The following is a 20,005-nucleotide window of genomic DNA, read 5'->3' as shown; positions in this document are numbered from 1 at the left end:
TGTTTTGTGGAAAAGTTTGCAACCCTAGTGGCCAATCGAGTCACGATGCTTGTTGCCGCACTAAGCGGCGTTTGTCTATTCCTTCACCTTTTTGTTGGGGTTCTTTTTCATGAAGAGCGCATTCATTTAACACTTTCAGCCACTGATACCTTTGCGACCGCATCGCCTTTTGGCCAATATGCGTTTCATCTGGACGATTCGTTCGCCACAATTTGGCAAGGACAGCAAGTCACCCATCTTTTTAACCAACCCGAAGTGCTCACCTTGCACGCGCTCATCGCCAGTGTCTGGCTGGGAGTGGCGTTGCTTTTGCTGAGTGCGGGTGTGTTGTTGCTGAATCACCGCAAACGTTTTAAGAAACACCTCGCGTTCATTGCCGCCAGCGTTACGTTACTTTTATGCTGTGACCTTCCCTTCTTTTTATCCAACGGCATGGAAAGTCCTGTACTAGATATGTTGTTAATGCTGGGTCTTTTAGCCGCGGCGCTGGTTTTAAAAGGCCAGCTCAACGTAAGCATACAAACAAAAGGGTTGGGCTTGTTGGCCTATGCCAGTCAGACAGGCAGTGCTCTGCAATTGGCCAAACAGTTGCAAGCCTCCACTCCGTCTGGATGGGATCTTCGCTGTCTATCGCAACTGACACCGCAGTGCCTCAACCAGTATCAACAGGTGCATTTTATTGTGAGCACTCAGGGAGATGGTCAAGCACCGGATACGGCCATCCCCTTTATTAAAGCACTGGAAAAGACCTCAGAGGTGTCAGGCTCTCCGTTTAGCCTTCTGGCATTAGGTGATCGCCATTACCCAAAATTTTGTGCCTTTGGTCACCACTTGGCTGACCGCTTACAAGTCAAGGGGTTACAAAAGCTGATGCCCATTACCGAAGTCGACAAAATGGACATGAACGCCATCAATACATGGTGGGCCGCCATTTCCAACACCGATGGGCTGACACAAGATGCCATTTCTATCGAGTACGATGAGTTCATGCTGACGGACAATCAATACTTGAACCCTACACAATCTCACCGCCCCGTTCATTGGCTGAGCCTATCGCAGCCTGGTTTACGTTACCAAGCCGGTGACTTACTGGCGGTAAAACCCAGCATTGTGCCAAGGCATTTGGCACAACGTATTGCAACCCTCGGCTGGTCTGCGGATCACACGGTCTCCTACCAAGGTCAGCCCTATGCCTTATTCGATTTACTCTTAACGCTGGATTGGACGGATGAGTCTGCACCCTCTCCTCAGCAATTGGTGGATCAACTCAAGCCTCTAACCGAACGTCTCTACTCCATTGCCTCATATGAAGCCGATACCTTGCGTTTATTGGTTCGCCAGCATCAACGTCAAGATGGCAGCATCGGCAATGCGTCCGGCTACCTAACAGAAGCATCCATCGGCACTCGTATTGAAGCAAGCATTCGCCCCCACCCAAGTTTCCATTTAGCGCATGAGGCTCCCCTGATCATGATCGGTGCTGGCACTGGCTTAGCGCCTTTTATTGGCTTTTTGCAACAGCGCAAAGCCCAGGGCTGCATGGCGCCGAACTGGCTGTTTTTTGGCGAGCAATACCAAGCCACAGATGCTTATCTATCCGACGAACTCAGTCGCTTTGAACAAGAGGGCATTCTGACTCACCTGACCTGCGCTTGGTCGCGTGATGATGGCGTGTATATTCAAGATCGCTTGACAGAGTATCAACACGAAGTTCGAAGCTGGGTGAGTGAACAACAGGCTCATATCTATGTGTGTGGAAGTCAAAAGGGCTTTGGCGAAGGGGTATTAGCCTTATTGCATGATTGGTTCGATGAATCGGTATTGGATGCTCAAATCCATTTAGATTTATATTAATCGTGACCACAGATACTCAACTGCCCACGCAGTTGATTGGTGAGGGTATCCACGCACACTTTGAGTGCTTCAACCTCACCGGATATCTGAAAATGGACTTGATGCTGGTATTCCACCGCTAGGGTTAAATTCAGTTGCTGCGCCTGATGACGAACGAGCGACTCATACTCATAGGCAACGCTCAGTTGAATGACGTCTTGGGGGCGCACCTCGTCCAGTTCTGCATCATTCAAAGGGTCGCTAATCGCTTGCGAATAGGCACGCACCAAGCCACCGGCTCCGAGCTTAATGCCACCAAAATAGCGCACCACGGTTGCTAGGACATTGTCCAAACCTTTATGCTGCAAGACATTGAGCATGGGCTTAGCAGCGGTGCCGGAAGGCTCGCCATCATCGGATTGACGCACCTGTCCTTTTACTAACATGGTGTAGCAAATATGCCGCGCTTCTGGGTGCTGCACCCATAACTCAGCCACCCGTTTCAGCCCTTCTTCATGACTGGCAATCGGCTCGATACGACCGATAAAACGCGACTTCTTGATTTCGAACTCGGTTTCCACTGCGCTAGCAAGGGTTTTCGTTGCGCTCATTCGATTACAAAATCCGTAAGACCGGTTCGTTTAAAGCCGATAATTGCTCACGCAGTTGCAAAATATGCTCTCCCCAATAGCGCTCAGTATTAAACCAAGGAAAGTTTAATGGAAAGGCCGGGTCTTCCCAACGTCTGGCCAACCAGGCACTGTAATGCAGCATTCTAAGGGTCCGCAAAGGCTCAATCAAATGAAGCTCACGTGGATCAAACTCTGCAAATTCCTCATACCCCGCCAGCACCTCGGCAAGCTGCAACTCGCGCTGGGTACGCTCACTTTCGCTCAACAGCATCCATAAATCTTGAATCGCGGGAGCCATGCGCGCATCATCAAAGTCGACAAAATGCGCCAAATCGTCACGCCAGAGCAAATTGCCACCATGCAGTCTCCGTGCACACGCAGGTAGCGAATATCAGGGTAAAGTGCAAACGCCGCTTCGATCCGCTGCATGAGATCTTGCGTCAAACTTCGATAGGCCGGTTCTAATGACGCTGGAATAAACCCAGATAGCAAGCGTTCGATGCTTTGATAGCCAAAACTTTGCATATCGAGGGTTGGACGATGTGTGAAAGGTTTAGCGGCGCCCACCAAATGCATGCGTCCAAGGGTTCGACCGAGCTGATATAAATGATCAGGGTTGTCTAAGTCCGGTGCCCGTCCACCTCTACGCTCGTACAAGGCGATGGAAAAACCTTGATAATGCAAAAGACTTTGACCTTGTACACGCATGGGGGGCACGACTGACAGGTCTTGTGCCACTAACTCATCACAAAAATCATGCTCTTCTTGAATTTGAGCATCCGTCCAACGCCCTGGCCGATAAAACTTGGCAATGATCGGCACGTTTTCGTCGATGCCTATCTGATAGACCCGGTTTTCATACGAATTGAGCGCCAAAACACGACCGTCCGATAGAAAACCCTGTGCTTCAATCGCATCAAGAATAAAGTCTGGCGTCAAACGCTCAAACGGGTGTGGCTGGGACAATTGGGTCACATGTGCTCCATAACAGGCCGCGACAGCCCATGAGTCGATCTATATTGGCGATCAGGATAGCCTAAACTAAAAAGACATACACGTCACACTCTTGATATGCTAAGATCAAGTTAGTGTAAGAATAAGCAAGACTAGCGCAACATATGGAGCAAATACCATGGCAACCCAAGCATACACTAGACGCGAACTAGAAAAATTCAGCGAGCTCTATACTGTTAAAGGTGATGGTGTAGCTGAACTAAAGCTTGATAAAGCCGTACACGATGAAAGATTTAAAAGCGCTATTAGAAAGCTTGCAGCCATAAAAATTAAAAATAATAATAAACAGGATGATAACGGAGCAGAGTAAACTAAATGAATGGAAGCATTGCAATACTTGTTGTTGCCACAGCCTCGGCCGGATATATTATTTCAAGCAAATGCGTTAAATATCGATATAAAATTGCACGCCAAAGTGGTCATAGACTTTATTTATCTTCTTTAACTCTTGGAACCTACTCATTATTTTTTGCAATTTTAACTACTTGGTTATTTTTACCAAAAAGCTATAGCGATAACGCACATTTTATTACAGCCATAGTTACAGTATTTAGCGCGTTAACTTATACCGAACTTTACAACCGAAATCCAAATTACAAGTCAATTTTTACAATTCTAAAATCATTTAATAATAATGGATTAAAAAACACCATATCTAAACTAAGCAAAGAGATAAAAGAGGATAAAGAAGATAACATAAGGGGGATTCAAGCACTTTGGAGGGCATGGCAAGATAATGATTTTGAATTAATATGTGCTCACGCACTATTTAATCTTAAACCAGTTGCAGTCACTCTAGACTCTAATAAAGTATATGTTGGTATGGTTGCAGATTCCATTGAGCCCTCAGATGGAGAATCGTATCTATCATTATTACCTTTATACAGTGGCCACAGAGATAAGGACTCTCAAAGTTTCAAACTGGATCGAAAATACACATCTATTATCGATGGTTTATTGAAACAAGACCCCTCTATTTTAAATTCAAAATTAGATTATATAATTGCCATTCCTACCGAACGAATTGTAACCATGCACATATTCAATGAAGATTTATATCAAGAGGTTTCTGGTTCATCAACAACAGATATAGAAAACAACTGATAAGCCTAAACGTCATCGAAATTGCTCGTGACTATTATTGCTATGTCAATGACGTCTTAGAATGAGCGTGTATGGACTCCTCCTCTTTTGCAAGCACTTTGTTTGATAGACCTTACCACTGAAGAAATACAGCAAATATCCCAGCGCTAAACTTCATTAAGCGCTGGGATACTGTCACTAAACGCTCAACTACCCGACTGTCCTTTCGTCCGATCCGCCAGCGGCGTCGAAAATGTATGCTCCATATCCCATGGAAAACGTATCCAAGTATCTTGGCTGACTTCAGTAATAAAGGTGTCTACCAAAGGCTTGCCTGCTGGCTTGGCATAAATCGTTGCGAAGTGCGCTTTAGGGAGCATTTCACGAACATGGCGCGCGGTTTTCCCCGTATCAACCAGATCGTCAATCAAAATCATGCCCTCACCATCCCCTTCAACCCCTTTTAGGACATCCAGTGCGCCTTGTTTCGCCGCCGTGCCCGAGGCATCACTTTTTTGATAACTCACCACACAAATGGTGTCGATTAAACGTATGTCCATTTCACGCGCGAGAATCGCCGCGGGCACTAAGCCACCGCGAGTAATCGCGATAATGCCCTTCCACTCGCCTTTATCCAACAAACGCCAAGCCAAGGCTCTCGCATTGCGATGCAGCTCTTCCCAACCCACGGGAAAATCCATTCGATAGTGATGCTCTGTCATATATAGTTTCCTAATCAGTCGGTTAAGTCGGGTGATGAGTCTCTCAAATGCGTAAAATCATAAAATTATACGCAGGATACGTTGTATTATACGCATCATCGTCTAACTTATTAAGTTGACCAGTCGATCAATTTTTTGGCATGAGATTTGCCATTAAGTTCTCAGACACTCGGTCTTTACGACGAGATAATTATGCTGATCATGCCCAGCTGTGGCAGAAAACTCTAAAAGGGAATCCCTATGCTTGAACGACTCTTTCAGCTCCAAGCCCACAATACATCGGTGAAAAACGAGGTATTAGGCGGCATCACCACCTTTTTGACGATGGCGTACATCATTTTTGTTAACCCTTCGATGTTGGCCCAAACCGGCATGGATCAGGGTGCTGTGTTTGTTGCCACCTGTCTTGCAGCCGCGATTGGCTGTTTAATTATGGGGCTTTATGCAAATTATCCGATCGCGCTTGCACCAGGAATGGGCTTAAATGCCTTTTTCACTTACGGTGTGGTGCTGGGCATGGGCTATTCTTGGGAAGTCGCACTCGGCGCGATCTTTCTGTCCGGCGTACTGTTCATCCTGATCAGTGTGTTTCCTATACGCGAGTGGGTGATCAACTCCATTCCCTCCTCACTCAAGCTCGGTATTGCCGCAGGTATCGGTCTATTTTTGGCTATCATTGCGCTGAAAAATGCCGGAATTGTTGTGCAACACCCTGCCACCCTCGTAACACTCGGTGATCTTTCAAGCCCATCCGCGATCTACGGTTTCTTGGGCTTTTTTATCATTGCAGCGCTGGCTTACTTAAAAGTGACAGGTGCCGTGATGATTGGGATTCTGAGTGTTACGATTGTCGCGATGATTTTAGGACACAATGAGTTTGGTGGGTTAATGTCTATGCCACCTTCCATTGCGCCTACCTTCATGGCAATGGATATTGCGGGTGCATTTGAAGTGGGTATGATCAGCGTCATATTCGCCTTTTTGTTTGTCGATCTATTTGATACCTCAGGTACCCTGATCGGTGTGGGTGAGCGCGGCAAGCTCTTGGATAAAGACGGCAAACTCCCCCGCATCAAAAAAGCCTTACTTGCTGACTCAACGGCGACGGTTATTGGTGCAGGCTTAGGTACATCATCGACCACCAGCTACATTGAAAGTGCATCGGGTGTTGCCGCAGGTGGGCGCACGGGGTTAACAGCGGTTGTAGTGGCGGTGTTGTTTTTGATCAGCTTGTTCTTCGCCCCTTTAGCCGGTTCAATCCCAGCCTATGCCACGGCAGGGGCGTTGCTTTATGTTGCGGTTTTAATGACAGGCAGCCTATCTAAGGTCGATTGGGACGATGTCTCCGAAGCCGCCCCCGTGCTAATTGCAGCATTGACCATGCCGTTAACCTTTTCGATTGCTCACGGTATTGCCTTGGCCTTTGTCAGCTACGCCATCATCAAGCTATTGTCAGGTCAGGGAAAAAGTGTCAGCGTCAGCGTCTATGCCTTAGCCGCCTTTTTCATTATTAAGTTTGTTTTCTTCCCCTAAACACAACAGCCTACTCATCAAAACGGCCACTCTATGTGGCCGTTTTTTAGGTAAATCCTCGCTCAGTACCCAGTCATTTCCAAATAGCCCTTGCCCGAATGACTCCCTTCAAAACGAATAGGGCCTTCCCAATAGGCGATACCTGTTGCCATCCAAGCATTCGGATTCAGTGCTTGCGTGCGCAGGTCAATACCGAAATCGTCGACGCTCAGCTGCCATTCAACCGGAAGCCGTCTGCCCGCAACAGAATGTTGACGTAACGGCTGCATTCGAATTTGATTGGGTTGTAAAGGATGCGCCGTGCCATCGGCTGAAATATAGGTGCCGGAAAAGTAGTCTTGGCTTTGACGATGACGAAGACGAAACAACATCAACTTATCCCCCTGATCCAGATGGAGCGAAAACCAATCCCAGCCTTCTTGATCTTCGGCTAAGGGTTGGCTGCTCCACTCTCGGTCAAGCCAAGCCTCACCTGTGACACTCAACGTCTCATCGCCTATTTGGATTGAACCTGAGACCTGCAAAAAAGGTAAGCTCAAATAATACGAGGCTTGGCCTTGCGGAGATTTCACACTAACCCCCTGATTACCCTGCAACACGGGAGGTCCAACCTTGGCTAGCACCAAGTCATAACTAAACTCAGGTGTGTGTGCCGTCAATGTGAACTCACGGGCCTGATCGTCTGCTTGAATTGCCCAATGGTCGATCCACGCCGTGAAGGGGTCCATTGCAACCCCTGCTTGTCCCACACCACCACGTGCATATCGATCCGCCGAGAAATGTTGATTGGCACGTGTGAGCCCAACATGCCCAAGCCAGAGTTGCTGATTCGCCCACCCTTCGCGCTGGGGTGACGGTGAATTGGCCTGACGAAACAAGGTCCATTGAATGCCGAGTGTTTCACCTGACTCACTTTCTAGATTGGCTGTGACATACCACCACTCAATACGAAAATCCGGGTGCTGATTGAGTGCCTCAGGATAGCCAATTTCAGCGTCAGGCTCGACCTGAGCAAACCCTGTTGCATCCGATCCAAGCCCAGCAAAGCCGTGTGTCGAGGGAGCAGGTTCACAGCCCACCAAAGCCCACAAGAGCATCAGTAGGATGTCGACTTTATTGATCATCACGAAAGCCTTTTAACAGCTCACCGGGTGAGCAAAAGTGTAATTTTAAAATGGGAATCAGCGCCGCCAAACCTGCACTCACCAGTGCAGCAAGTGTTAAGTAAAACCATTGATGTGGAAACATCTGCCAAGGAAGTGCCCAACCAAAGGCGCGGATATTGATCACATTCACCAAGCAGTAGCTAATGATTAAACCCAAGGGGATGGCTAACAAAGCCGTGATCAAGGCAAGCGCTAACAGTCTCAGCAACTCAATCAGCACCAAGTGTCGACGCGAGACACCACAGGCCCAAATCGGCGCAACCTGCGTTAAGCGCATATTCGATAAGGTCAGCAGGCTACTAAAAAGTGCAATGGCCGCAATCGCCAGTACCAACAGGTTTAGAGCCTGAGTCGCGGCAAAGGTGCGCTCAAACAGTTGCAACGAGTAACGCTTGACCGCTTGCTGCTCCAAGACTTGTGTCCCCGTAAACCCGAACGTTTCTTTCAGAGCCGATATTAATCCATCTATCTGAGAAGGCTCCACACGCAGTGCAAAACTTCCACGTTCAGCATCAGGCCAGTTGTGATACAGGGTATCCAGCGACATCATCACCTGCCCCTTAGGGTTGCCATAATCACTGAAAATGGCAAGGATGGTAAATTCACGCTGCTGCATCCCCTGCAATGCAATCGAATCGCCTAAATTAAGCGCGAGCTGTCGTGCCAACTGTTCATTGATCATGACCGCAGACTCGCTTTCTATTGCTTGCCATACCTGTGGTGCTTCGCTCAGAAGGGGCCAGTGGTCGACATAGGTGCTATGCACCTGAAAGCCTCGTAACTCAATGGGGACTCCTTCAAGTTGGGTCGCAGCCCTCGCCGATGGAAGAACAGCCGTCACATTTGGAGTGCCTGCCAACCATTGTGTCACTTGCTGAGCTTGCCCTTCACTGTCTGTGCGCACGTAGACTTCGGCAGCAAGACGCTGATCGAGCCATCCGGTGAAGGTGTTACGAAACCCTTCCACCATGCCTCCCACACCAATACTCGTCGACAAGGCAAGCAAGAGTGCCACCAATGCAACGCTTAGGTTCGGAACTTGCAAGCGTGCATCCGCCCAGAGCCACTGAGTGATCATTGATTTAGCCGAACGTTGACAGAGGCTGAGGAGCTATCCAAGATCACGGGCATCAACAGGGCTGCACTCAAAAACACCAAGGCTAAGAGTAAAAAGCCACTGAGTAAGGACTGACCTAGCCCTGCAGTGAGGACTGCCATCAGGAGAGATACAAGCCCCAATATACTTAGTCCTTTAAGCCGTCGTTGATCATTTAGCGATGGCATTGACTGACCTAAATGAACACCATCCTGTTTGATGAGTTTGATCAAAGGCACGATTGCGGCAATTAAAGTGCCACCCCACGCCATGAACACCCCCTGCTGCCACCATTGCCAAGACAGCTGTAGCTCACTTGATACTTGAGCACCGTACAAGCCAGCAAGACTGGCCGACAGATCAGGCAATAAAAGAGTGGCGATCCAATAGCCAGCCACTAACCCCGGAAGAGCAATCAAGCCACTCAGGAGTAAGAGCTCTAGCAGTAACCACGCCATCAACTCACGCTGACTAACACCGCAACTGAATACAATACGACGCAAGGTTAAACGCTGAGTGAGCGCTAGATGAATGGCCGAGTAAACCATAAGCAATCCCACCAAAAAAGCCAGCAGGCTTAATGCACTTAGATTGAGGTGAAAGCTAGCCGTTAAACGCGAAATATCATGATCACTTTGTGGCCGCACTAGGCGCAGAGTCGACGCTAACGCCTCAGGTAACGCAGAGGGGTTGTCTGCGTCTAGCAGCAGTAAACGCGAGAGCAGCCCCTCCATTCCCAGCCAGTGCTGAGCTAAATAGAGATCGGTGATCAGCTCGTTATGCGCCAACGCCGTGCTGGTATGAATGCTGACCTTTTCACCCTGCGGATTAAAGGGAAATCCATCTGCCTTAGCCTTCGCAAGCAGCGGCCTTAAACCTTCTGCCGTAGCGGGCGACATCCACACCTGCCAAGGAGGCGTTAAAAAGTCGTTTAAAGACAAGTTGTCCGGTAAGCCCGTTGAACCTTGATCAGATCTATTCAGGGATTGTAGGGTCATTGGGTCAATGCCAACAATCTGAATCTTGACATCCTTTTCTGGCAAATCCTCTAGCTTAAATAAAATCTCTAACGACAATACCCCCTCGACCAAGGGCGTCACTGCCCAACCAAGGCGTCGCAAACGAATATACTCGGACTCTTGAATGGGTTGATCACCAGCACTGACGATCTGCGCTTGATTGAGGCTATCGAATCGAGCTGCTGCCTGATCGTAACTCAGTCGCGCCTGCTGATTCAGCGCTTGTACGCCACTCCACAACGCGGTCGCGGCCAGTAATCCTAAAACAAGCGTGCTGAGTTGAACCGGGTGTCGCCACCAGTGACTGAGCAACGCGTGCAATATCCATAAGGAAGGCATCCGAAGGCGCATTACTTGAGTTGTCCTTGGCTTAAGGTCAATGAACGATCCAACCGTGCCGCCAGCAAAGAACTGTGTGTCACCATGAGTAAGCTTGTCCCCGTTTCTTTAACCAGCGCCAGCATGAGCGTGATCACCTGTTCAGCATTGACTTCATCAAGACTGCCAGTGGGCTCGTCGGCCAATAATAGAGGTGCACGCGCCGCCAGCGCACGCCCAATCGCCACGCGTTGCTGCTGTCCCCCCGATAACTGTGCCGGATAGCGTGTCAGGAGTGTCTCTAACCCTAAACTGGCGACAAGATAGGCTAGCCAGGCATCATCGACTCTATTCGCAAGGCGTGCCTGAAAGACCAGATTGTCATAAATGGTCAGACTCGGTATCAAGTTCAACTGCTGAAAAATAATGCCCAACTGATCGCGTCGAAGCTGAGACCTCTGGCGATCATTCATCTGACAAATATCTTGATCTGCAATCAAAATGCGCCCCTTATCGGCCTGCTCAAGGCCTGCAACCATGTGCAGCAGTGTGGATTTACCACACCCAGATTCGCCCATTAAGGCGACACTTTCCCCGGCGTGAAGGTTAAAATGCACATCACTAAACAACTGTAGCGGGCCCTGTGGCGTCTGATGAGACTTCGCTAAGTGCGTCACTTGCAGCATCTATCTTATCCTTAATCGCTGGATTTAAACCCATTTCGAGTTATTACGTTGAACACCATTTACGCCCTTGATTCTTTCGTTTCTCGCTACGCACCGCAAGAGAGATTGGTGCTTAAGTGCACAGAGATCTATCTTTATTCGACACACAGGGCAAAAAATGTGTCCCGCTCATTTCAATTATTTTCGACAGTTTTCGCCAAGCATTCGAAAACTGGCAAGATTAATGCAATACTTGACCAGTCAGACAAGTTTATTTTGATCTATAGTTGTACTGAAGCATCGGCTCTTTTTAGCCATTAAACCAAACATGTCATGCACGCAATAAAATAAACTTAACTATCAATAGGTTAAAAACACCATTCAATTTAAGGATGACTCGGGATGCAATTCATACTAAATCAAGAAGAGTTGACGGTTGAAAATTTTGCACCAGATACGACGCTTTTAGAGTATTTACGCACTCAGTTGATGCACCGTGGTAGCAAAGAAGGCTGTGCATCCGGTGACTGCGGTGCGTGTACCCTCGTCGTCGCTGACCCGAGTCCCGATGGGCTAACCTATCGAACCGTCAACAGCTGCATCACGTATCTTGGTAGCTTAGAGGGTCGACAAGTCATTACGGTTGAAGGCTTGAGCTCCTCAACGGGCGAGCTCCATCCTGTGCAACAAGCGATGGTCGATCATCATGCCTCTCAGTGTGGCTTTTGTACGCCTGGCTTTGTCATGTCGTTATTCAGTCTTTACAAGCAACGTGAACAGCTAACACAGCAAGAACGTCTGACACGAGAAGAGATCAACGAGCATTTAGGCGGCAACCTCTGTCGATGCACGGGCTATCGACCCATTATCGATGCGGCTTTATCCCTCAGCACCCAACCTGACGCCTTCACAGAACAGACTCAATCAATTCGAGAGGCCTTGCTCACCCTGCAAGCGTCCGCTCAAACGAATGTGCCCCAGCCCTCCTTAACAGCATCTTCTGCGTTTTTTCACTCACCCACGCAGTTGAGCGAGTTAATCGAGTGGCTTGAGGCGCATCCCGATGCACGCTTAGTGGCGGGTGGCACTGACCTTGCGCTGGACACCACCCAACAACTTAAGGATATTCCTAAGCTTATCTATACAGGCAAGGTGGCTGAGCTTAAGCGCATTGAGGTGACGGATGAGGCTCTGATTTTAGGCGCAGCAGTGACCTATCAAGAATGCCATGCACAGATGAAAATGCACTTCCCCCCTCTAGCTGCCCTATTTGTGCGTTTAGGTTCACAACAAATTCGCAATCAAGGCACCCTTGGCGGTAACATTGCCAATGCGTCTCCTATAGGCGATACACCCCCTGTACTCTTAGCCCTTGATGCTGAGTTAAGGCTCGTGTCTCCCGAGGGACAGCAAACGCTACCGATTAAGGATTTTTTTACGGGCTACCGACAAACCTGCCTACCCAAAGCTGGCATTCTTGAAAGTATTCGCATCCCCTTACTGGACCCCGCTGACGTTTTTAAAGTTTATAAAATTTCAAAACGCCTTGATGATGATATTTCGGCTGTGTGCTTTGCCTTGCGCATTCGATTAGATGACAAGGGGTGTATCTCGGACGCGCGTTTAGGCTTCGGGGGGATGGCCGCAACACCAGCACGCGCCTTGCATGCTGAGCAGGCCCTGTTAGGTCAAGCCTTTACCCTAGAAGGCATCCAAGCGGCACAGCATGCACTAACACAAGACTTTTCGCCCTTAACCGATGTCAGAGCCAGTGCTCAGTACCGACTGGAGGTGGCCGCCAATTTACTCGCCCGCGCAGTGCACGAATACCAGACAGGCACATCACTGGAGGTTAGCCATTATGCGTAATTTAACCACGTTAGATACAGCATCGGCGTCGATTCCTTCAGGGATAGGTCAAAAAATCCCCCATGAAAGTGCCGAGCGCCACGTCGCAGGCAGTGCCATCTACGTGGACGACATTCGCGAGCCGCAGGGGCTCATCTACGCCGCTGTGATACGTAGCACTGTTGCCAAGGGCAAGATTACCCGTCTGGATTTAACCCCCGTTTTACATGCGCCCGGCGTCGTCACCCTGCTTACATTGGACGATATTCCTGGAATTACGGATATTGGTCCGGTATTTCCAGGTGACCCTATTTTAACCAGCGACATCATTGCCTACGCAGGCCAACCGATTGCTGTGGTCGCAGCCAAGACCGAACGCCAAGCGCGCCAAGCCGCCCGTTTAGCCGTGATTGAGTACGCAAAGGAGCCTCCACAACTTGACGCTGAGGCCGCAGTTGCCGCTGGCGAACTGGTCAGACCCAGCCATCAGATGCAAATAGGGGAAGACATAGATCTCGCCCTAAGCAGCGCTCCGATTCGTCTTGAGGGCAAGATGTATGTTGGTGGACAAGAGCATTTATACCTCGAGGGCCAAGTGTCTATGGCCGTGCCTTGCGAAGAGGGCGGCATGCTCATTTATACATCCAGCCAGCACCCGAGCGAAGTGCAAAAACTGGTCGCAGAGGTCCTGCACATCCCGTTTAACCGTGTGACCGTTGATATGAGACGCATGGGCGGTGGCTTCGGCGGCAAAGAAACACAAGCCGCACCCTGGGCCTGCTTAGCGGCGTTGGTGGCCAACAAGATTCAGAGGCCCGTAAAACTCAGATTGCCCCGTATCGACGATATGGTGATGACCGGCAAACGCCATCCTTTTGTCAATCACTACCGTATAGGCACGGATAATCAAGGCCGCATTTTAGCCGCCGACATCACGGTCATTGGCAATGGCGGGCACTCGCCTGACTTAACCGATGCCATCGTCGATCGAGCCATGTTTCATGCGGACAACGCCTACTTTTTAAGCAATGCCCGCATTCAAGGCCACCGCGCGCGAACCAATACGGTTTCACATACGGCCTTTCGTGGCTTTGGTGGGCCGCAAGGCATGATGATTATTGAACGCGCCATGGATGATATCGCCCGTCACTTAGGCTGTGACCCCTTGGACATACGCAAACGCAACCTTTACCAAGCCGAGCGCGATGTCACGCCTTATCATCAAGACGTGGACTATGCGCCCCTACATCAGATTATCGAGACCTTAGAAGAGAGTAGCCAGTATTGGCTTCGCCGAGCCGCGATCCGTGACTGGAATGCCAAGAGCCCTGTTCTGAAAAAAGGCTTGGCGCTTACGCCTGTTAAGTTTGGTATTTCATTTACCGTGCAGCACTTGAATCAGGCTGGCGCATTGATTCATCTATACACGGATGGCAGTGTTCAGGTAAATCACGGTGGCACCGAGATGGGACAAGGGCTGCATACCAAAGTGTCGCAAATTGTTGCGCAGTGTTTAGGGATCAGCAGCGAGCACATTTTGGTCACAGCTACGCGCACGGACAAAGTGCCCAACACTTCTCCCACGGCGGCCTCCAGTGGCACCGACCTAAACGGCAAAGCTGCCGAACAAGCAGCGCTCATTTTGAAACAACGCCTAGCCGAGTATCTAGCGCAAACACTGTCAATCGATGTTGAGCAACTGCGCTTTGCGGACGACCGCATCTGGTGGACAGACACAGATTCAAAACACTTTGCGGAAGTGGTGCAAGACGCCTATTTGGCGCGAGTGCCCTTATCGGCCACGGGCTACTACAAAACACCGAAGATTTGGTATGACCGCACTCAAGCCAAAGGCCGCCCATTCTTTTACTTTGCCATGGGAGCGGCGGTGTCTGAAGTATTGGTCGACACCTTAACGGGCGAGTACCGTCTGTTGCAAACCGACATCCTTCATGACGTAGGCCAAAGTTTGAACCCTGCAATCGATATTGGACAAATTGAGGGTGGCTTTATTCAAGGCATGGGCTGGTTAACCACCGAAGAGTTGGTGTGGAATCCAGACGGTATACTGCTGAGCAACTCACCCGCGACCTATAAAATTCCGGCCATCAGTGATGCTCCGCCCATTTTCAATGTTGCCCTTTACGAACAACCCAATCCTGAAGCGACCATTTACCATTCCAAAGCTGTGGGTGAACCCCCCTTTATGCTCGCCATTTCGGTCTGGTCAGCCCTGCGAGATGCCATCAGCAGCCTGAGTGATTACCGCATAAGTCCCGATCTCGATACCCCGGCGACGCCTGAGCGTGTGCTTACAGCCATTAATGCGCTTCGCTTTGCGGCTAAGGAGGCTGAATGATTCGTTGGAGCGATGCCTTAGCCGATTATCAACGCGAGGGGCTGCCTCATGTGCTGGTCAGTGTCATCAACACCGAAGGCTCGGTCCCTCGCAATGCTGGTAGCAAGATGATTGTTGCCCCTGAGCACGCGATTGACACCATCGGCGGTGGAAACCTAGAGCAACATGCCATTGAGTTTTCACGCCAACTCTTAGCCGAAGGAAACGCCTGTCAACGCATCGAGAAAATCCCACTGGCCGCCGCCATGGGCCAATGCTGCGGTGGACACGCCACTTTACTCTTTGAATGCTTTGTAAACACCAGCACACAGGTGTGGCTGTTTGGTGCCGGCCACGTGGGCAAAGCGCTGAGTTTGATCCTATCTGAATTGCCCGTTCACCTGCATTGGGTCGATACGCGAGAAGGGTTTTTACCACAACAAAACGAACCCAATCGCACCCCCTATAGAGTACAAGACCCAACGGAGGTCTTTCAGAAAATCCCCAAACAAGCCGTGATCCTCATCATGACGCACTGCCATGCTCAGGATTACGCAATCTGCACGGCGGCACTCGCACAACAGCATGAAGGCTTTCTCGGCTTGATTGGCTCCAAAACCAAAGCCGCTCGCTTTCGTCATCGCCTGCAGCGCGCAGGTTTTTCTTCCGAGCAGATACACGGCATCGAATGTCCGATTGGCATAAAAGGGACGGGAGGAAAACGCCCAATGGAGGTTGCGGTATCGATTGCTAGCCGCCTGATCGAGGTCTACAGCGCCCAAGCAAACCCTTTACCCCTCAACATTAATACAGGCGACCTTCATCAATTGACGGATACACTAAACGAGACAGCCCATGACACTCAATGAATTTAACCAACTGGACACACTGGCCGCTGCCAACGCACTGCGCCAATGCTGTGTGAGTGAGGCCTGGGTGGTGCGCATGCTAGGTGCACGCCCATTTGAATACGAACACGAACTTTACGCAATTGCCGAGGCCTGCTGGCAAGGACTCGACCGAACCGATTACCTGCAAGCCTTTGAAGGTCATCCAAAAATTGGCGATGTCAGCTCCTTGCGGGCTAAATACGCCAACACCACAGCCTTGGCAGCGGGCGAACAGGCAGCCGTTTCTGACGCGGATGAGCAAACACTCCTCGCGTTGGCCGAGGGCAATGCCGCCTATGAAGCTCGTTTTGGCTATATTTTCATTGTCTGTGCGACAGGAAAAAGTGCAGAAGAGATGCTGAGCTTACTCAACGCACGTTTGAATAATGCACCCGATGATGAATTGGCAATTGCGGCGGCAGAGCAAAATAAAATTACTCAGATCCGTTTACAAAAAATGTTATCGACTTAAGCTGCAGGATTTTACCATGAGCCAAATCACCACCCATGTTTTAGATACCAGTCGCGGACTTCCTGCGGCTGGCATTCCGATTGTCCTTAGCCATTGGCAAGCGGCCGAATGGATTGAGATCGCCTCAGGCATCACCAATGCAGACGGACGTGTATCGGATCTTTTACCCGCTTCTCAACGCCTTAGCGAGGGCCGCTATCGTTTGCGATTTAGCTTAGATGGGTATTTTATCGAACATCAACAATCGGTTTTTTATCCACAGGTGGACATTGAATGCAATCTATCGGGCGAGGGTGAACATTACCATATCCCCCTGCTCCTCAGTCCCTTTGGCTATTCAACCTACCGAGGCTCCTAACCTATGACGTCACACGCCTTTCGCGCCTCGATTTTACATTACCTCGATGATCCTCGCCTTCAGGGTGAATCGGCTCGCGAGTATTTTGAAGATGGCTTATTGCTGATCGAAAATGGACGCATTGCTGCCTTAGGTCCCTATTCCGACCTCATCAAAACCCTGGATAGCCACATTACGGTTGAAGACTACAGCGGTCATTTAATCATGCCGGGCTTTATCGATTTGCACACCCATTACCCTCAAACGGAAATGATTGCGGCGTATGGACGCCAACTCTTGGAGTGGTTAAACACCTACACCTTCCCAACCGAACGTAAATTCGCTGACAAAGACTATGCCAAGGCCATCGCCACATTTTTTGTTGATGAGCTGCTGCGCAACGGCACCACCACCGCAATGGTCTTTGGTACGGTGCATAAACAGTCGGTTGATGCCCTCTTCGAAGTCGCGCAAGCACAGGACATGCGCCTTTTAGCGGGCAAAGTAATGATGGATCGCAATGCGCCTGACTTTTTAACGGATACCGCCCAATCAGCCTATGACGACTCCGCTGAGCTGATCGAGCGCTGGCATGAAAAAGGCCGCCTTCACTACGCCGTTACCCCACGCTTTGCCCCCACCAGCACTCCTGAACAACTGCAAAAAGCAGGGCAGCTATTGCAAGACTACCCAGGTGTCTACTTGCAAAGCCATCTCGCTGAAAATCGTGATGAGCTGGCATGGGTTGCCACGTTGTTTCCAAATGCACGCGATTATCTGGATGCCTATGAGCAATTCGGGCTGCTTGGCCCCAAGAGCATTTACGCACACGGTATCCACTTATCAGAACATGCCTGCCAACGCTTAGCAGACTCCGGTACAGTGCTCGCCCATTGCCCGACATCCAACTTATTTTTAGGTTCAGGTTTGTTTGACATGGAGCGCATGCACGCTCAAGGTGTTCGCTTTGCCATAGGGACCGATGTGGGTGCCGGTACCAGTTTTTCTATGTTCCAAACGCTGGGGGATGCCTACAAAATCCAACAGTTGCAAAGTGTCTCATTAGCCCCTGATCAGAGCTTTTACCTAGCGACGCTAGGCGGTGCGAGAGCCTTATCACTGGAGACACATCTGGGCAACTTTTTACCGGGGAAAGAGGCTGACTTTGTCGTCATCAATCTGAAATCAACTCCCCTCATGGCGTTTAGAACCGGAACCTGTCAAACACTCAACGAGGTCTTATTTGTATTAAGCATGCTCGGTGATGATCGACTGATTGAAGCCACCTACATCTTGGGCAGCAAAGCCTATCAGCGGGAGAACTAAGCGATGGATCCTTATTTATCTGATTGGCTGCATTTATTACTCAGGCTGTTGCACGTCGTCACCGCCATTGCCTGGATTGGAGCCTCCTTCTATTTTGTCTGGTTAGACAATTCCTTGGAAGAGCCGCCTCAATGGAAAAAAGATAAAGGAATCAAGGGAGATCTATGGTCGATCCATGGCGGCGGCTTTTATGAAGTGGCTAAGTACCAGCTCGGCCCTGAAAAAATGCCCAAGCATCTGCACTGGTTTAAGTGGGAAGCCTACTCAACCTGGATCACGGGTATGCTTCTGCTGACACTCATGTACTATGTGGGTGCCAGCAGCTACATGATTGATCCCGCCAAAGCGGATCTCGCACCTTGGCAGGCGATTGCAATCGGGCTAGGTACCATTGGGGTGGGATACCTGATATATGAGCTGTTGTGTCGAACGCCCTTAGTGGATAAAGAGCTGATATTAGGCCTTGTCTTATTGGCGATCATTACCTTCCTAGCTTGGGCGCTGAGTCAGGTGATTGGCGATAGAGCGGCGTATATTCATATTGGCGCGTTAATCGGAACCTGTATGGCCGCCAACGTGTTTACGACCATTATGCCCTCACAACGAGCGTTGGTCAGTGCGGTTGAAAAGGGTGAAGCGCCCGATCCTATTTATGGAGTGAACGCAAAACGCCGTTCGACCCATAACAATTACGCCACCCTACCTGTTTTGTTCATCATGCTCAGCAACCACTCACCCATGACCTATGGCCATGAGTACGGTTGGGCTATTTTAGGTGCCTTGGCACTCATTGGCGCTTGGGCACGGCACTTTTTCAATCTACGTCATCGTGGGATTGTGAAGCCTTGGATATTGATCTCGGCGTTTGGCGCCTTTGTTCTACTCGCGATAGTGGCACAGCCTCAACCAATTCAACAGGCCGATATAGGTGATGCGCAATTAAACGACTCACAAGCCTTTGCCATCGTGATTGAACGCTGTGCAACCTGTCACAGCCGTGCTCCCACCGACGATATCTTTGCCATTTCGCCCGGCGGTATCATGCTCGAAACAGGGCCCGATATTTTGCGCATGCTGGATCGGATAGAAGCGCGAAGCATTCAGACGCACGATATGCCCTTTTTGAACAAAACGCAGATGACGCTGGAAGAGCGCGCTTTATTAGGCGAGTGGATTCAGCGTAAGCGGTCTTAACGCTCAGACAGCTCCTAGCCAGGGACGGCTATTTATTGAGTGGTTGCCGCTCGAGTTGAGGAAAATACAAATCTTTCTCAAACAGACCCAAAAAGTACAAAAATTTCTCACAATTCTGACTCTAAGGTAAATGAACAAATTGAGTTGCGATACTCTGGCCATTGATCTACTATTTTTGACTAAAAGAATCTGTCATAAGTATCTGATCAGCCAAAAAGTTAACATACCTAGTATTAATGGCCAGAAAACACCTTTAAAATACCATGCAAGCAAGCCAGTAACGATAGCGGCAGATAGTTTTTCAATACTAATCTCGCTCAGGTCAGTAGAGCCTTGAGATAAAATTGCAGGAATTGATAATGCAGAAAGGACTGCTGGCGCTAACAGCAAAAATACTCTTTCATATTGGTTTATATTAAAACCTTTTCGACCATAGAGCTGAATAAATGACAATCTTATTGCAAAAGTACCAATACCTATTGCAATAAAAAGATACCAAACCGAAGCATTAATCATAGA

At 49.5% G+C, this 20,005-nt stretch carries 18 protein-coding genes and 1 pseudogene; 11 read left to right on the top strand and 8 right to left on the bottom strand.

Annotated elements, in window-relative coordinates; all coding sequences use genetic code 11:
* Positions 1-6 precede the first annotated feature (6 nt).
* On the top strand, positions 7-1,854 hold the full coding sequence (locus D791_RS03510; RefSeq protein ID WP_051514122.1) for a flavodoxin domain-containing protein: 1,848 nt from the start codon (positions 7-9) through the stop codon (positions 1,852-1,854).
* Here D791_RS03510 and D791_RS18780 read toward each other — a convergent pair.
* Together D791_RS18780 and D791_RS03500 are read right to left on the bottom strand one after the other, a co-directional pair.
* On the bottom strand, positions 1,851-2,444 hold the full coding sequence (locus tag D791_RS18780; RefSeq protein WP_051514119.1) for an IMPACT family protein: 594 nt from the start codon (positions 2,442-2,444) through the stop codon (positions 1,851-1,853). The two genes, D791_RS03510 and D791_RS18780, sit on opposite strands and share 4 nt — an antisense overlap.
* Positions 2,445-2,448: 4 nt before the next feature.
* A pseudogene (locus D791_RS03500) lies at positions 2,449-3,440 on the bottom strand (serine/threonine protein kinase).
* Between the two features lie 157 nt (positions 3,441-3,597).
* Here D791_RS03500 and D791_RS03495 point away from each other — a divergent pair.
* Together D791_RS03495 and D791_RS18775 are read left to right on the top strand one after the other, a co-directional pair.
* Positions 3,598-3,789 carry a hypothetical protein gene (locus tag D791_RS03495; RefSeq protein ID WP_036507823.1) on the top strand — a complete coding sequence of 64 codons (192 nt, stop codon included), beginning with the start codon at positions 3,598-3,600 and terminating at the stop codon, positions 3,787-3,789.
* 5 nt (positions 3,790-3,794) lie between these two features.
* The gene (locus D791_RS18775) at positions 3,795-4,583 is read left to right on the top strand and encodes a hypothetical protein (RefSeq protein WP_051514118.1); all 789 of its coding nucleotides are present in this window, start codon (positions 3,795-3,797) and stop codon (positions 4,581-4,583) included.
* A gap of 185 nt (positions 4,584-4,768) precedes the next feature.
* Here the strand turns inward: D791_RS18775 and gpt are convergent, their stop codons facing one another.
* A complete protein-coding gene (gene gpt / locus D791_RS03485; protein WP_036507821.1) occupies positions 4,769-5,284 on the bottom strand; it encodes a xanthine phosphoribosyltransferase in 516 nt (171 codons plus the stop codon).
* 240 nt (positions 5,285-5,524) lie between these two features.
* On the opposite strand from gpt, the gene D791_RS03480 reads away from it, so the two are divergent.
* Positions 5,525-6,817, top strand: coding sequence for an NCS2 family permease (locus tag D791_RS03480; RefSeq protein ID WP_036507820.1), 1,293 nt, complete (start codon positions 5,525-5,527; stop codon positions 6,815-6,817).
* 62 nt (positions 6,818-6,879) lie between these two features.
* Here D791_RS03480 and D791_RS03475 read toward each other — a convergent pair whose 3' ends face one another.
* Genes D791_RS03475 through D791_RS03465 form a run of 4 tightly spaced genes read right to left on the bottom strand, consistent with a single transcriptional unit; the run spans position 6,880 to position 11,102 of the window.
* Positions 6,880-7,941: a lipocalin-like domain-containing protein gene (locus tag D791_RS03475; protein ID WP_036507816.1), complete on the bottom strand. Its 1,062-nt coding sequence runs from the start codon at positions 7,939-7,941 to the stop codon at positions 6,880-6,882.
* On the bottom strand, positions 7,931-9,061 hold the full coding sequence (locus D791_RS18770) for an ABC transporter permease (protein WP_051514116.1): 1,131 nt from the start codon (positions 9,059-9,061) through the stop codon (positions 7,931-7,933). The genes D791_RS03475 and D791_RS18770 overlap by 11 nt, the downstream gene beginning before the upstream one ends.
* A complete protein-coding gene (locus tag D791_RS18765; protein ID WP_051514106.1) occupies positions 9,058-10,449 on the bottom strand; it encodes an FtsX-like permease family protein in 1,392 nt (463 codons plus the stop codon). The genes D791_RS18770 and D791_RS18765 overlap by 4 nt, the downstream gene beginning before the upstream one ends.
* Complete coding sequence (locus tag D791_RS03465; RefSeq protein ID WP_036507813.1) at positions 10,449-11,102, bottom strand: ABC transporter ATP-binding protein; 654 nt, start codon at positions 11,100-11,102, stop codon at positions 10,449-10,451. Before D791_RS03465 ends, D791_RS18765 begins: the two co-directional genes overlap by 1 nt.
* 381 nt (positions 11,103-11,483) lie before the next feature.
* On the opposite strand from D791_RS03465, the gene xdhA reads away from it, so the two are divergent.
* Genes xdhA through D791_RS03430 form a run of 7 tightly spaced genes read left to right on the top strand, consistent with a single transcriptional unit; the run spans position 11,484 to position 19,486 of the window.
* Entirely contained in the window at positions 11,484-12,950 is a 1,467-nt protein-coding gene (gene xdhA, locus D791_RS03460; RefSeq protein ID WP_036507811.1) for a xanthine dehydrogenase small subunit, read from the top strand.
* Positions 12,943-15,288, top strand: a complete 2,346-nt coding sequence (gene xdhB / locus D791_RS03455) for a xanthine dehydrogenase molybdopterin binding subunit (RefSeq protein WP_036507808.1) — start codon at positions 12,943-12,945, stop codon at positions 15,286-15,288. Before xdhA ends, xdhB begins: the two co-directional genes overlap by 8 nt.
* Complete coding sequence (gene xdhC, locus D791_RS03450; RefSeq protein ID WP_051514104.1) at positions 15,285-16,136, top strand: xanthine dehydrogenase accessory protein XdhC; 852 nt, start codon at positions 15,285-15,287, stop codon at positions 16,134-16,136. The genes xdhB and xdhC overlap by 4 nt, the downstream gene beginning before the upstream one ends.
* A complete protein-coding gene (gene uraD / locus D791_RS03445) occupies positions 16,123-16,629 on the top strand; it encodes a 2-oxo-4-hydroxy-4-carboxy-5-ureidoimidazoline decarboxylase (protein WP_036507806.1) in 507 nt (168 codons plus the stop codon). Before xdhC ends, uraD begins: the two co-directional genes overlap by 14 nt.
* 16 nt (positions 16,630-16,645) lie before the next feature.
* Positions 16,646-16,987 carry a hydroxyisourate hydrolase gene (gene uraH, locus D791_RS03440; RefSeq protein WP_036507804.1) on the top strand — a complete coding sequence of 114 codons (342 nt, stop codon included), beginning with the start codon at positions 16,646-16,648 and terminating at the stop codon, positions 16,985-16,987.
* A 3-nt stretch (positions 16,988-16,990) separates the two neighbouring features.
* Positions 16,991-18,292: a guanine deaminase gene (guaD, locus tag D791_RS03435; protein WP_036507801.1), complete on the top strand. Its 1,302-nt coding sequence runs from the start codon at positions 16,991-16,993 to the stop codon at positions 18,290-18,292.
* 3 nt (positions 18,293-18,295) lie between these two features.
* Entirely contained in the window at positions 18,296-19,486 is a 1,191-nt protein-coding gene (locus D791_RS03430; RefSeq protein ID WP_036507797.1) for a urate hydroxylase PuuD, read from the top strand.
* Positions 19,487-19,678: 192 nt separating this feature from the next.
* Here D791_RS03430 and D791_RS03425 read toward each other — a convergent pair whose 3' ends face one another.
* Positions 19,679-20,002, bottom strand: coding sequence for an AzlD domain-containing protein (locus D791_RS03425; RefSeq protein WP_036507794.1), 324 nt, complete (start codon positions 20,000-20,002; stop codon positions 19,679-19,681).
* Positions 20,003-20,005 lie beyond the last annotated feature (3 nt).

It is taken from the genome of Nitrincola nitratireducens (assembly GCF_000585235.1).
Taxonomy (GTDB): Bacteria; Pseudomonadota; Gammaproteobacteria; order Pseudomonadales; family Balneatricaceae; genus Nitrincola; species Nitrincola alkalisediminis.
Note: the sequence above shows the minus strand (reverse complement) of the source record. Positions and strands in the feature narration are given on the sequence as shown.